Raw genomic sequence first — 13,777 nt, 5'->3', positions numbered from 1 at the left:
CGGATGGTCTCGGCCGGACGGCCCAGCTGATAGCCGCCCCCCGGCCCGCGCACCGATTGCACAAGCCCCGCACGCCGCAGCTTGACGAAAAGCTGCTCCAGATAAGGCAGCGAGATATCCTGCCGCTCGCTGATCTCGGCCAGGGTCACCAGATCGTCCTTCGGCGCCAGCGCGATATCGATCAGGGCGACCATCGCGTACCGTCCCTTGGTGCTGAGTTTCATCGCAGACCTCCGCAAAGGTTGACGTCACAGGCAGGGAAGCTTAACTGCCATTCGCCCCGCTTTCGCAACGGCGCACATTGCATTTGCAGTAATTTGACCGGCCGGAATCGTCAACGGGTTGCGGCCAGGTCCCAGACAGGAAAGAGACAGGCGCTCATGCCCGAGGTGATCTTCCCCGGACCCGAAGGACGGCTGGAGGGCCGCTATCATCCCCAACGCGAAAAGGACGCACCGATCGCGATCATCCTCCACCCCCACCCGCAGTTCGGGGGCACGATGAACAACAAGGTCGTCTACAACCTGCACTACACCTTCCACAAGATGGGTTTCACCGTGCTGCGGTTCAATTTCCGCGGCGTGGGCCGGTCGCAGGGCGAATACGATCAGGGGATCGGGGAGCTTTCGGATGCCGCCTCAGCGCTCGATTACCTGCAATCGATGAACCAGAACTCCAAGCATTGCTGGGTGGCGGGGTTCTCGTTCGGCGCCTGGATCGGCATGCAGCTTCTGATGCGCCGCCCCGAGATCACCGGCTTCGTGTCGGTATCGCCCCCGGCAAACATGTACGATTTCTCGTTCCTCGCCCCCTGCCCGTCCTCGGGGCTGGTGATCAACGGCACCGCCGACCGCGTCGCGCCGCCGAAGGACACCGAGACGCTGGTCGCCAAGCTGCACGGGCAGCGGGGCATCACCATCACGCACGAGCAACTCGATGGCGCCGGACACTTCTTCGAAGAGCCGCACATGCAGCCGATGCTGGATCATGTCGAGGCATACGTGCGCCGGCGGCTGACCGAAACGACACGCTGATCCGGCAGGCACGCCGGCCGGGCCGGTCTCGGCCGGCCGGCGCGCGGATTGCCGGTGAGGGTCCGGCTCAGCCTGCAACCATGACCCACAAACCACCCAGCGCCGTGGCCCACCCGAGGCCGCGAACGGCCTTCGTTCCGGTCAGGCCCCGGCCGGCCGCCACAGCCGTGGCAACCCCGATGGCGTGCAGGATCGCGGTCGAGGCGGCAAATCCGGCTCCGAAGGCAAGCGCGCCCGCCGCCCCCAGTTCGCCGCCGTGGGCGTGCCCGTGGAACAGCCCGAAAAGGCCGACGATGGCTGCTGCCGCCGCCACCGGCAGACGAAGCGCAAGCGCCACCGCAAGCCCGAGCGCCAGAACCGAAACGAGGATCATGGGCTCGACGAAAGGCATCCCCACCCCCGAGATCGCAGCCGCGAATCCGGCCACCATCGCACCGACGAAAGCGCCGGGAAGCCCCCACATGGCGCGCCCGCCCAGAGAGGCCGCCCAGAGCCCGACCGCGACCATGGCAAGGATATGGTCGAGCCCGAATACCGGGTGCGACAGGCCGGCCATGAACGAGCCGTGTTCGCCCGGGTTCAGGTGGGCGAGCGCCGGAGTTGCGGCAAGAACGGTGGCTATGGCAAGGAAAATGCTTTTCATTTCGGTTCCTTCGTTGGGTTAACCGGATACCTCGGCAGGAGTCGTATCCATGAGCGACGTGGCCCGACTATGCGCACCGATACCGCTTCGGCACAACCGCCTTGCCGCGAAAATCGCAGGTCTTGCACTGCATCTTGCCGGTGGAAATCGTGTTCGGCCGGTCCAGACAGCGACAGGTGCGGCATTGTTGCCTCGGCCCGGCGTGGTTCTTGCCGTCGATATGTATGATAAAATATATCGTAGAAAAGATGCGGGGAAAGCTGATGACGATATTCGGACTGGCAAAGTCGTTGGTGGCAGTGCTCGCCACGGCACTTCTTGCGGCGCTTGCAACCCAGGCAACGGCCGAGGAGCGCAGAATAGCGGATCTCTGGTTTGCCCATAACGCGGTTGCGTCGATGCTTGGCTCCGGGGACGAGATAAAGGTGACGGTCTGCAAGCCCGAAATCTATCCCTGGCTATATCACATGACACCGGGACTCGCCGGCGCAACGGTCGTGCCAAGCGGGCAGCCGAACACCGAGACGCTGCTGAGCGAGGGGATTGGCCTGGCCTTTGTTTCCAACTCGACGCCGGCCGAACCGCTGCGCGCGGCCGGCATCGAAACCCACCAGCTGAGTTTCAACAGCCTGCAAACGCTTCTGGCGGCGCTCGACCAGACGGCGGATGCGCTGGCGACGGATGTCGCACAGGATCGCGTGGTGGATTACAAAACCTATCTGGACGATATCCAGTCAAAAATTGCCGGGCGCATCGCAGCCGTCCCGGATGAGCGGCGCCCCCGCGTTCTTCACCTTCCCTCGATAGAACCATTGCAGGCCGATGGAGCGGAAACCATCATCGACGAGTGGATTCGTCTCTCCGGTGGCCGCAATGCGGCGGATGGCCTGACGGGAAATCTGCAGACGGTATCGCTCGAACAGGTGCTGGAATGGCAGCCCGACATCGTCATCGTCGGCGCCAATGCCCAGCAACCGCTGCCCGGACCGACCGGCGGCTGGGAGGGGGTGACGGCCGTCCGCGAGGGCAGGGTTTATCGCAACCCGAAGGGTGTTTTTCTCTGGGACAGGTATTCGACCGAATTTGCCCTGCAACTGATGTGGACATCCCGGCTGATCTATCCCGAACTTTTTGCCGATACCGACATGCGCGCCGAGGTGCGGGAATTTTACCAGCGTTTCTTCGGATACTCGGCAAGCGACGAAGAAGTCACGCGCATTCTGGATGCGCAGCCCCCGGCATGAGCGGTCGCCCTTCCGGGCATCCGCGCGCCGGATGCGCATCGTTGAAGCGGACCTGTCGGACAGGGAGATTAGGCATGCTGCATCCGGAAGACGGAAACCTGGCCCGCAATCTCCGTCACGGCCCTGCGAAACGTGACTGACCTGCCATCTGCACACCCCAACGCGGCCCAGGCTGAAGGTTTGCGACAGCACCTGCTGGTTGTCCTTCTGGCCCTGTTGCTGGCGATCGCGGCAATCGCCTCGCTCGGGCTGGGGCGTGTCGACATTCCGTTCGTCAGGGTCATCGAGATTCTCGCCTCGCCCTGGGTAGAGCCGCCGGTACCGGTCTCGCCCATGGAATGGAGCGTGGTGGCGATTGTGCGCCTGCCCCGCATCGCCATGAGCATTCTCGCCGGGGCCGGCCTGTCGCTTGCCGGCGCGACCCTGCAGGGCGTGTTCCGCAATCCGCTGGTCGGACCGCAGGTCGTGGGCGTCTCGGCCGGCGCGGCGTTTGGCGGAACGCTGGCGATCCTTGCAGGATGGCAGTATCTTGGCCTGCTGGGTCCGGCCTTTGCGTTCGGTCTTTCCGCCCTCCTGCTGGTCTACACGCTGAGCACCGCGGTTTCAAAGAGCGACATACTCGTTCTGGTTCTTGGCGGTGTCATCGTCTCGGGGTTTTTCGGGGCCCTGGTCAGCCTCATGCAGTTTCTGGCCGACAGCCAGGACAAGTTGCCGGTAATGGTATTCTGGCTTCTGGGAAGCTTTGCCACCGCCAACGCCGACAAGGCGTGGCTTCTCGCGGCGCCCGTTCTGTCCTGCGGCGCGGGTCTGCTCATGTTGCGCTGGCGCATCAACATCCTGTCCATGGGCGACGAGGATGCCCGGGCGCTTGGCGTACCGGTTGCCGCGTTGCGATGGGTTGTGCTGCTGCTGACGGCAATGATCGTTTCCGCCCAGGTCGCCGTTTCGGGAATGATCGGCTGGGTCGGACTGGTGGTGCCCCATCTGGCACGGATGCTGGCGGGTGCCGATCATCGCAGGCTGATGCCGGTTTCGGCGCTGCTCGGCGGGCTTTTCCTTCTGATGGTCGACAATGTCGCCCGGACGACCACCGCCGCCGAAATCCCGCTCGGGATCCTCACGGCGCTGATCGGAACGCCGGTATTCGCCGTCCTGCTGTGGCGGAACCGCCGGAATGCCTGAGCTCGCCCCCTGCCGCGTGCGGGCGTACCGGGCCGCCCATTCCTGGGATGGCAGGATCTGGCAGTTCCGCGACCTCGACTTCACCGTTCATCCGGGCGAGGTGATGGCAATTCTGGGGCCGAACGGACGCGGAAAATCCACCTTGCTCCGGGTGGCGGCCGGCCTCCTGCACCCTGATGGCGGCAGGGTCGAGATCACCGGATCCGCCGGTCTGGTGCCGCAGGATTTCGCCCGCCCCTTTCCCTACCGGGTTCTCGACATGGTACTGATGGGCCGCGCGCGCCACATCGGATTGCTGCGCATGCCGGGCAGGCACGACCGCGCCGCGGCGCTGGCGGCACTTGAGGTGATCGGGATGGCGCACAAGGCACGGCATCGCTTCGACGAATTGTCCGGCGGCGAGCGTCAGTTGGTCCTGATCGCGCGCGCCATTGCCGGCGAACCGGCGATACTGCTGCTGGACGAGCCCGCCGCCGCGCTCGATCTTCGCAATCAGGACCGTGTGCTGAGCCTGATGCGCCGGCTGGCCGACGAGGGGCTGAGCGTCATCTTCACCACCCATCAGCCCAACCATTGCCTTGCGGTCGCGGACAGCGCGCTGCTCATGCTTCCCGACGCAACGGTGATCTTTGGCGAAACACACGCGGTTCTGACCGACAGGCAACTGACACGATTGTACGGCCTGCCGGTGCGAATGGTCGAGATCAGGGACCGGGCACGCCGCCATCAGGCAATGGTCCCCCTGTTCAGCGCGGTATCGGCCCGAAGCGGGACACCGGAGCAGCCCAGCGAGTTTTCCGACCCCGCCCCTGCCTGACCGCCCCGCCCCTGCCGCTCCCGCTTTTCATGACAGCGGGTTTGGTGTTTCGCGGCCTCGGCTGGTCGGTTATCAGACCCCGACCGTTCCGCGCCGGGACGGCCCGCAGCGCAGTACCGGAGCCGCCGATGACCGACCGCCTCGCCCGACAGTTCGAATTTCTTCAGGAAGCCGACCGCCTGAAGGGTATCCTGCGCGCCTCGCCGCTCGGCGACAACTCGCGGCGCGAGAATTCAGCCGAACATTCGTGGCATATCGCGCTCTATGCGCTGGTGCTGGCCGATCAGGCCGGCCCCGGGGTGGTCATCGACCGCGTGCTGAGAATGCTTCTGCTGCACGATCTGGTCGAGATCGACGCCGGCGACACGCCGATCCACGGCAGTTTCGATACCGCCGCACAGGAGGCGCGGGAAAGGGCGGCAGCCGATCGCATCTTCGGGCTGCTCCCACCCGATCAGGCCACGGAATTCCGCGCGCTCTGGGACGAGTTCGAAGCGGCGCAGACGCCCGATGCCGTCTTTGCGAAATCCATCGACCGGGTGCAGCCGCTGTTACAGAACCTCGCCTCGGGCGGCGGAAGCTGGATCGACTACGACGTGACGATGGAACACATCGACACCCGCGTCGGCAGCAAGGTCCGGCGCGGCGCCCCGGCGGTCTGGAGCTACATCCGCGCCCGCGTCGCGCCGTTCTTTTCCGCCGCCCGCTGACCGGCGCCGCGCTGGCGGCGGAGCCGGTCCCGGGCAACCGTCAACATCATTTTGTATACCTTCGCATACCACCTTCCGTCGCGCGGTTCTTTGCGTTATCAGGCAGCCAGCGATTCACCCTGCACCCAAGGAGCCACCGCCATGACCAGGATCAAGGTGGAGAACCCGGTCGTCGAACTCGACGGCGACGAGATGACCCGCATCATCTGGGATTTCATCAAACAGAAACTCATCCTGCCCTATCTCGACATCGACCTGCTCTACTACGATCTCGGGATCGAGGAGCGCGACCGCACCGACGATCAGGTGACCGTCGAGGCCGCCAACCGGATCAAGGAAATCGGTGTCGGCGTGAAATGCGCCACCATCACCCCCGACGAGGCGCGGGTCGAGGAATTCGGCCTGAAGAAGATGTGGAAATCGCCCAACGGGACGATCCGCAACATCCTTGGCGGCGTCGTCTTCCGCGCCCCGATCATCTGCCGCAACGTGCCGCGTCTGGTGCCCGGCTGGACACGGCCGGTGGTGATCGGCCGCCACGCCTTCGGCGACCAGTACAAGGCGACCGATTTCGCCTTTCCGGGCGCCGGCAGGCTGACGATGACATTCGCCGGCGACGACGGCACGGTGATCGAGCGCGAGGTCTATCAGGCCCCGTCGGCCGGCGTCTACATGGGCATGTACAACCTCGACCAGTCGATCGCCGATTTCGCCCGCGCCTCGTTCAACTACGGGCTGCACCTCGGCTGGCCGGTCTATCTTTCGACCAAGAACACAATCCTCAAGGCCTATGACGGCCGCTTCAAGGATCTGTTCCAGCAGATCTACGAGGCGGAGTTCGAAGAGCAGTTCAAGGCGAAGGGCATCCATTACGAGCACCGGCTGATCGACGACATGGTCGCCTGCTGCATGAAATGGAACGGCGGGTTCGTCTGGGCGTGCAAGAACTACGACGGCGACGTGCAGTCCGATACCGTGGCCCAGGGTTTCGGCTCGCTCGGCCTGATGACCTCGCAACTGATGACACCGGACGGAAAGATCGTCGAGGCCGAGGCCGCCCACGGCACCGTCACGCGGCACTACCGCCAGCACCAGCGGGGCGAACAGACCTCGACCAACTCGATCGCCTCGATCTTCGCCTGGACGGGCGGGCTGAAGCACCGTGCGAAGCTTGACGACAACATCGCCCTTGCCGCCTTTGCCGACACGCTGGAGCGGGTGACGGTGAGCACTGTCGAAAGCGGTTTCATGACCAAGGATCTGGCGCTGCTGGTCGGACCGGAGCAGCGCTGGCTGACCACCACGGGCTTTCTCGAAAAGATCGACGAGAACCTGAACAAGGCGCTGGTGAACTGATCGCGACGGCGGCGGCCCGGGCGGTCGCCCCCTGCGCCGGGCGGTTCCGCGCGCGACGGGGCTTCCCCCCGCACCGGAAACCGGCTACCGCAATCCCATGCCAGCACCCGTTCCCCCTGCCGATCCGGCGCTTCGCCATACCCCGCTCGAAGACGCGCAGGGGCTGAGTACCGGCGTTCTCGTCTGTTCGGTGGCGATGCTGTTCCTGACCCATCTGGGCTTTCTGACCGGCCAGACGGCGGGGCTGGCATTGCTGATCTCCTATGTCGCGGGCTGGCCTTTCGGCGCGGTATTCCTGGTCGTCAACCTGCCGTTCTACTGGCTGGCCTGGACACGGATGGGGCGGGAATTCACGCTGAAATCGCTCGGCTGTGTCGCGCTGCTGTCGCTGCTGGTCGACCTGATGCCGCAGTGGGTGCAACTGGGCGAGGTTCAGCCGCTGGTCGGGATGACGATCTTCGGCGCACTGACCGGGCTTGGCCTGATCGTGATCTTCCGCCACGGGGCGAGCCTCGGCGGGCTCGGCATCGTTGCGCTGATGGTGCAGGATCGCTTCGGCTTCCGGGCCGGCTACCTGCAACTGATCTTCGACGTGGTTCTGTTCGCCGTGGCGGCGATGCTGTTTCCCGGCCGGGTCGTCGCCTATTCGCTGTTCGGCGCGGTGGTTCTCAACGGCATCATCGCCGTCAACCACCGGCGCGACCGCTACATCGCGCTGTAATGCCAACGGCCACAGGGGCTGACCGGTCAGTCCTCACGCCTCAAGCTCGGCATCCCAGTACAGGTAATCGAGCCAGCTCCGGTGCAGGTGGTTGGGCGGGAACTTGCGGCCCATGTTGCGCAATTCCTCGGCGCCCGGCCGGCGCGGGGCGCGGCACAGGCTCATGCCTGCCTGCCGCAGCGATTTCGCACCTTTCTTCAGGTTGCAGGCGGAACAGGCGGCGACGACATTCTCCCAGCTTGTGATCCCGCCGCGTGCGCGCGGCACCACATGATCAAAGGTCAGATCGCCCCTGCTGCCGCAATACTGGCAGCGGAATTCGTCGCGCAGGAACAGATTGAAGCGGGTGAAGGCCACGCACTTCCGCGGCCTGATATAATCCTTGAGGACAACGACGGAGGGAATCCGGATCGTGGTGGAAGGACTTCGCACGCATTCGTCGTATTCGGCGACGATCTCCACCCGATCGAGCCATACCGCCTTGATCGCCTCCTGCCATGGCCAGAGCGACAGCGGATAATAGGAAAGCGGCCGGTAATCCGCGTTCAGCACCAGTGCAGGATGATGACGCAGGCTGCCCGGCTCCCGCACGAAATGTGTCCTGAAATCACCGTCCATCGTCTGAGACTCCGCCTTCGCCCCGTCTGCCCGCATCCCGGCCCGGGGCGGGACGCCCCGCCCCCGCTTGGCCACACTATATGTGGCTATTTTCGCGTGACAACCCCCGCGATACGGTGGTTTGCGCCAACACCTAACCGGGGATGGTTACATTCGTGTGACGCCCGGCCACCCGGCGGCGGGTCGGAATATGTCGGTGCCGGCGCCGATGACGGCACGATCCCTGCCGGTTTCCGCCCGCGCACCCGTCTTTTCGGGATCTCGCGCAAACTGGCAGGTCAACCGCCGCCGGCGGTCTCCAGCCCCAGTTTCAACCGCATGAAGCCCACCGCCTGGCCAAGCGCATCGGGCGAGATTCCGTGCCCCATGCCCTTCATCACATGGACGTAGGTTTCGAATCCGTTTTCGACCAGCGCGTCGGCTGCCTCCTTCAGCGAGGCGAAGGGCACCACATCGTCCTGATCGCCGTGCATCAGCAGGACCGGCGGCCTGACCTTCGCCTCTGCCGCCAGCCGGTCGGGTTCGAGCAGCCGGCCCGAAATGCCGACCACCCCGGCGCAGGCTGCATCGCGGCGCGGCGCGATTTGCAGACTCATCATGCAGCCTTGGGAAAACCCCAGCAATATCAGGCGATCGGCGGTCAGCCCCTCGTCGGCCAGCACCTTGTCGACAAAAGCGTCGACATCCGCAACCGAGGACGCCATCGACGCCTTCGCCGCCTCTTCCGACGATCCGTCGAGCCACGGGATCGGAAACCACTGGCGGCCGAACGGGTTGCCGGTGCAGCGTTCGGGCGCGTCGGGCGCATAGAAGGCGGTATCGGGCAGGTAGGGCTCCATCGGGTCGGCCAGCCCCAGCAGGTCCGCCCCGTCGGCGCCATAGCCGTGCAGGAAGACGACAACCTGCTTTGCCCCGCCCGGCGCAACGCCACGCCGCTCCGATTTCAGTTCCCGTACCATTTCCGCCACCCGCTCCGGTCTGTTCATGCTGGTCTCACCCGGATGGGTGACAGGCCGGCCGCGCTACGTCCAGCCCCAAAGGGCAGCGCGCTATCTACCAGCCGCCGAACAGGGCGCGGCGCAACAGCCCGGCACGGCGGGCAAAGTCGCTTTCCCCCAGCCGCCCGGCCAGCACGTCGGACGGATCGGCAGCGGCGCGGCGCAGGGTTGCGCAGGCACGCCATGCGGACCGCAGCGCCGGATGCGCCGCCCTGGGAATGCCGCTTTCCTGCGCCCGCGCCAGCCGGATCAGGCCCTTCCTGATCAGCGCGCCAACCGCATCGGGGCGGGTGTCGCGCAACGGCCGGCGCCCTCGTGCGGCAAGCTCGGGAACCGCACGCAGGAAAGCCGCAAGCCCCGCCGCCCAGCCGGCATCGCGGATCGCCCGCTCCCATTCGGCCGGCACGTTCAGCGCCATGGCGGTGGTCCACATCAGGCCACCGGCGGTATCTTCCAGATAGCGGTCGAGATGCGCGTCGTCCTCGAAAGGGTCGGCATGAATATCCCAGTCCCGCGCAACAACCAGCGCGTCGAGCGGCGCGACAGGCAGGTTCCGCCCGCGGATGACCGCAGCGAGCGGCGCGGCGATCTCGTGGGCGCGCACCGGCCGGCCGGTGGCGATCTCGTCCAGCAACTCGCGCCACCATTGCAGGCGCATCTGGCAGATCATCGGCTCCTTGCTGGCCCAGGGAACGCGCGCCACCTCGACATTGAAGGCATAGAGCGGAAACAGAACCTCGCGTGCCCTGCGGGGCGCCGCCATTGTCGAAAGAAACCGGTCCGGATCTCCGCGTTCGACGATCGCGGCGCAGGTCTCGACACTCATGCAGGCGCCACCACGCTCAGAAGATAGGCGATGCGATCGGGCGCAGCGCGCCAGTTCGCAATCTCGGCCTCGGCCTCGCGCAGGACCGGCTCCAGCGCCTCGGGGACCGCGCTCGCGCGCAGCCCGGCGATGCGCGCCTCCTGCGGCAGGTAATATGCCTCCCACGCGGCGCCGACGATCAGGCGGCCGCCAAGCACACGGTATCCCGCCGCCCGGATGCGCGCCTCGATCCCGGCGCGGTCGGTGATTGCCGGATAATCGGCCCAGAAATCGCGCACCGCCCGGTTGTTTTCTGCCGCGTCCAGCAGAACAGGCTCGGAAAAGGCGACCCTGCCGCCTTCGGCAAGCGCCGGCCGCCAGCGGGCGAGCGCTTCGGTCACGCCGAGGAAATAGACCGCGCCGGCGCTCCAGATCAGATCGTAAGGCCCCGAAAGATCGGCCATGCTGCCGACCCGCGCCGAGACCCGCGCACCGAAACGGGCGCAGCGCGCGGCGGCCGCCGCGACAAATTGCGGATAGAGGTCGAACGCATCGATCCGCGCTTCGGGCAGAAGTGCAGCCAGGGTCTCGGTATCGGCGCCCGGCCCGCAGCCCGCGTCGCAGACCCGGCAGTTTCCCCGCGTCCCGGCCACCTCTGTTGCCCAGGCCACATCCTGCGGCTCGCCCGGCCCCTCACGCGGCAGATCCCGGTGCAGAACGAAGAAGCTCTCCATATCCATGGTCACACCGCCTGCGCCGGCGCGCCGTCGCGCAGCAGCTTCCACTGGATCGCCTCCAGCAGCGCCTCGAACGAGGCGTCGACGATGTTGGGTGAAACGCCCACCGTCGACCAGCGCCGGCCCCTGGCATCCTCGCTGTCGATGATGACACGGGTGACGGCATCGACGCCGCCGTTGGTGATCCGCACCTTGAAGTCCACCAGCTTCATGTCGTCGATAAAGGGCTGAAGCGGGCCCAGATCCTTGGCCAGCGCCCGCGACAGCGCGTTCACCGGGCCGCGGTCCGAACCGGTCTCGTCCAGCGATTCCGATACCGAAAGCCGCTTTTCGCCGTCGACGATCATCACGACCACCGCCTCCGACAGGCTGATCGTCTCGCCCAGCCGGTTCTTGCGCCGCTCGACGATGACGCGGTAGCGGTCGATCCGGAAGAAAGCGGGCAATTGCCCCAGTTCGCGCCGCGCCAGCAACTCGAAGCTCGCCTGCGCGGTGTCGTAGGAATAGCCCGCCGCCTCGCGCGCCTTGACCAGATCGAGGATACGCCCCATCGCCGGATCGCCGTTTTCAACGCGGATGCCCGCATCGGCCAGCCGCTTGCGCAGGTTGGACTGCCCGGCCTGGTTCGACATCGGGACAATGCGCGCATTGCCGACCAGCACCGGATCGACATGCTCGTAGGTCGACGGATTTTTCAGGATGGCACTGGCGTGCAACCCCGCCTTGTGGGCGAATGCCGAGGCGCCGACATAGGGCGCGCTGCGGTTGGGCACACGGTTCAGGATGTCGTCCATCATGCGGCTGGCCTGGGTGATCCCGGCCAGGGCCTCGGGCGTGACCCCGGTCTCGAACCGGCCGGCATAGGGCTCCTTCAGCAGCAGCGTCGGGATCAGCGCCACCAGATCGGCATTGCCGCAGCGCTCGCCCAGCCCGTTGAGCGTGCCCTGCACCTGCCGCGCCCCGGCATCGACCGCCGCAAGCGTGCCCGCCACCGCGTTGCCGGTGTCGTTATGGGTGTGGATGCCCAGCCTGTCGCCGGGAATGCCGCTTTCGATCACCGCGCGGGTGATGGCGTGTATTTCGGCCGGCAGGGTGCCGCCGTTGGTGTCGCACAGCACCACCCAGCGCGCGCCCGCGCCAAGCGCCGCATGCAGGCAGGCCAGCGCATATTCGCGATTGGCCTTGTAACCGTCGAAGAAATGCTCGGCGTCATAGAGCGCCTCGCGCCCCTCGCCCACGATATGCGCGATGCTCTCGGCGATATTGGCCAGGTTCTCTTCCAGCGTTACTCCCAGTGCCGTTGTGACGTGGAAATCGTGGCTCTTGCCGACGATGCAGACCGTCCCGGTGCCCGCGTTCATCACCCCCGCCAGCACCTCGTCGTTGGCCGCCGACCGTCCGGCGCGCTTGGTCATCCCGAAGGCAAGAAAGGTGGCACGCTTCAGCGCCGGCGGCGCCTCGAAGAACTCGCTGTCGGTCGGGTTCGCCCCGGGCCAGCCACCCTCGATATAGTCGACGCCCAGATCGTCGAGCAGCCCGGCGATCTCGTGCTTGTCCTCAAGAGAGAACTGCACCCCCTGCGTCTGCTGCCCGTCCCTCAGCGTGGTGTCGAACAGGTAGAGCCGTTCCTTGCTCATGCCGCGTCCCTTCCGTCGATCTTGTGCTTGTTGTCATCCCCGCAGACACCGCACCGAACGGCGGGCAGCGCCCGAACCGCAGGGTGGGCGAGAAGCACCCGCCCCGGAGGGGCGGTTCGGGCGTTGCCCGGACCGCAAGCGGCCCGGATGGATTGTATGATACCGCTCATTTCAGCCCTTCGAGCTTTCGAGGATCGAAGTCTGGTTCTAGATCGACAGAGTAGCTGTCCTTTCCTTCGCTGACCTTCACGCCTGCTTTCAGAAGACCATCCCGTATCCGGTCCGCGCGTGCCCAATCCTTGACTTCCTTGGCCTGAAACCTGTCGTTCATGAGACTCTGGATCAGGACGTTGATGTTTTCGTCAATCACCGGGGCACGTGCCCAGTCTCCCATATCTTCCGACAAAAGCCCGACAAGACGCGCAGATGACAGCAGCGTTCTCAAATCTGCCTTGTCGTGGGACGAGTCAGAGGCGAGGCGGTGAAGCTGCGCAATCGCTGCCGGCGTGTTCAGATCGTCAGACAAATGATTCAGGAACAGATCATCCGGCGCTGCCGCTGGTTCAAGCCCGGCAGTCAGTGCCCGCCAGTTTCTCAACGTCGCCCCTGCCTGACGTGCCTTCTCCGCCGTCCAGTCCATCGGCTTGCGGTAATGCGTCGAGAGATAGACAAACCGGATCACCTCGCCCGGAATGCCCTGCCCCAGAACGTCATGCACGGTAAAGAAGTTGCCCAGAGACTTGGACATCTTCTTCCCCTCGACCTGCAGCATCTCGTTGTGCATCCAGATGCGGGCAAACGTCCCCTCGGGGTGGGCGCAGCAGCTCTGGGCGATCTCGTTCTCGTGGTGCGGGAACATCAGGTCGTTGCCGCCGCCGTGGATGTCGAAGCTCTTGCCCAGCAGCGCCAGGCTCATCGCCGAGCATTCGATATGCCAGCCCGGTCGCCCCCTGCCCCACGGGCTTTCCCAGCCCGGCAGATCGGGCGTCGAGGGCTTCCACAGCACGAAATCCATCGGGTTGCGCTTGTAGGGCGCCACCTCGACCCGCGCGCCGGCGATCATGTCGTCCACCGACCGGCCCGAAAGCCGGCCGTATTCGGGGTATTTCTCCACCGCAAACAGCACATGCCCCTCGGCCTCATAGGCGAAGCCATCGGCGACCAGTTCGCCGATCATCGCGATCATCTCGCCGATAAAGGCGGTCGCGCGCGGCTCGAAGGTGGGGCGCAGCACGCCAAGCGCGCCCATATCCTCGTGATACCAGCGAATCGTTT

15 protein-coding genes are annotated in these 13,777 nt (G+C 65.6%); 7 read left to right on the top strand and 8 right to left on the bottom strand.

The annotated features are described in order from the left end of the window. Nucleotides 1-224 (bottom strand): Rrf2 family transcriptional regulator (locus ACK5IR_RS15975; protein ID WP_416930236.1); only part of this gene is annotated, 224 nt, incomplete at its 3' end. A 156-nt stretch (nt 225-380) separates the two neighbouring features. On the opposite strand from ACK5IR_RS15975, the gene ACK5IR_RS15970 reads away from it, so the two are divergent. After that, entirely contained in the window at nt 381-1,034 is a 654-nt protein-coding gene (locus ACK5IR_RS15970; protein ID WP_416930234.1) for an alpha/beta hydrolase, read from the top strand. 67 nt (nt 1,035-1,101) lie between these two features. On the opposite strand, the gene ACK5IR_RS15965 is transcribed toward ACK5IR_RS15970, so the two are convergent. Next, nucleotides 1,102-1,677: a HupE/UreJ family protein gene (locus ACK5IR_RS15965; RefSeq protein WP_416930232.1), complete on the bottom strand. Its 576-nt coding sequence runs from the start codon at nt 1,675-1,677 to the stop codon at nt 1,102-1,104. 263 nt (nt 1,678-1,940) lie between these two features. On the opposite strand from ACK5IR_RS15965, the gene ACK5IR_RS15960 reads away from it, so the two are divergent. The 6 genes from ACK5IR_RS15960 to ACK5IR_RS15935 all read left to right on the top strand — a co-directional run bounded on the left by ACK5IR_RS15960 (nt 1,941) and on the right by ACK5IR_RS15935 (nt 7,707). Continuing rightward, entirely contained in the window at nt 1,941-2,921 is a 981-nt protein-coding gene (locus tag ACK5IR_RS15960) for an ABC transporter substrate-binding protein (protein WP_416930230.1), read from the top strand. 180 nt (nt 2,922-3,101) lie between these two features. Next, nucleotides 3,102-4,103 (top strand): FecCD family ABC transporter permease, encoded by a 1,002-nt coding sequence (locus ACK5IR_RS15955; RefSeq protein ID WP_416930228.1) that lies wholly within the window; start codon nt 3,102-3,104, stop codon nt 4,101-4,103. Continuing rightward, nucleotides 4,096-4,920, top strand: a complete 825-nt coding sequence (locus ACK5IR_RS15950; RefSeq protein WP_416930226.1) for an ABC transporter ATP-binding protein — start codon at nt 4,096-4,098, stop codon at nt 4,918-4,920. The genes ACK5IR_RS15955 and ACK5IR_RS15950 overlap by 8 nt, the downstream gene beginning before the upstream one ends. A 128-nt stretch (nt 4,921-5,048) precedes the next feature. Beyond that, a complete protein-coding gene (locus tag ACK5IR_RS15945) occupies nt 5,049-5,630 on the top strand; it encodes an HD domain-containing protein (RefSeq protein ID WP_416930224.1) in 582 nt (193 codons plus the stop codon). A 141-nt stretch (nt 5,631-5,771) separates the two neighbouring features. Beyond that, nucleotides 5,772-6,986: an NADP-dependent isocitrate dehydrogenase gene (locus ACK5IR_RS15940; protein ID WP_416930221.1), complete on the top strand. Its 1,215-nt coding sequence runs from the start codon at nt 5,772-5,774 to the stop codon at nt 6,984-6,986. 97 nt (nt 6,987-7,083) lie between these two features. Further along, on the top strand, nt 7,084-7,707 hold the full coding sequence (locus ACK5IR_RS15935; RefSeq protein WP_416930219.1) for a YitT family protein: 624 nt from the start codon (nt 7,084-7,086) through the stop codon (nt 7,705-7,707). Between the two features lie 33 nt (nt 7,708-7,740). Here the strand turns inward: ACK5IR_RS15935 and ACK5IR_RS15930 are convergent, their stop codons facing one another. From ACK5IR_RS15930 to ACK5IR_RS15905, 6 genes are all read right to left on the bottom strand, one after another. Continuing rightward, entirely contained in the window at nt 7,741-8,325 is a 585-nt protein-coding gene (locus tag ACK5IR_RS15930; RefSeq protein WP_416930217.1) for an HNH endonuclease, read from the bottom strand. Between the two features lie 278 nt (nt 8,326-8,603). Further along, nucleotides 8,604-9,284 (bottom strand): alpha/beta hydrolase, encoded by a 681-nt coding sequence (locus ACK5IR_RS15925; RefSeq protein ID WP_416930240.1) that lies wholly within the window; start codon nt 9,282-9,284, stop codon nt 8,604-8,606. Between the two features lie 94 nt (nt 9,285-9,378). After that, complete coding sequence (locus ACK5IR_RS15920) at nt 9,379-10,149, bottom strand: phytoene/squalene synthase family protein (RefSeq protein ID WP_416930215.1); 771 nt, start codon at nt 10,147-10,149, stop codon at nt 9,379-9,381. Then, a complete protein-coding gene (locus tag ACK5IR_RS15915) occupies nt 10,146-10,868 on the bottom strand; it encodes a class I SAM-dependent methyltransferase (RefSeq protein ID WP_416930238.1) in 723 nt (240 codons plus the stop codon). Before ACK5IR_RS15915 ends, ACK5IR_RS15920 begins: the two co-directional genes overlap by 4 nt. Nucleotides 10,869-10,870: 2 nt before the next feature. After that, a complete protein-coding gene (gene cimA, locus ACK5IR_RS15910; protein WP_416930213.1) occupies nt 10,871-12,502 on the bottom strand; it encodes a citramalate synthase in 1,632 nt (543 codons plus the stop codon). Nucleotides 12,503-12,668: 166 nt separating this feature from the next. Continuing rightward, the coding region (locus ACK5IR_RS15905) for a cysteine--tRNA ligase (RefSeq protein WP_416930211.1) at nt 12,669-13,777 on the bottom strand (1,109 nt) is incomplete at its 5' end.

The organism is Tropicimonas sp. (assembly GCF_047971885.1).
In the GTDB taxonomy this organism is placed as follows: domain Bacteria; phylum Pseudomonadota; class Alphaproteobacteria; order Rhodobacterales; family Rhodobacteraceae; genus Tropicimonas.
This window is presented reverse-complemented; position numbering and strand designations above follow the sequence as displayed.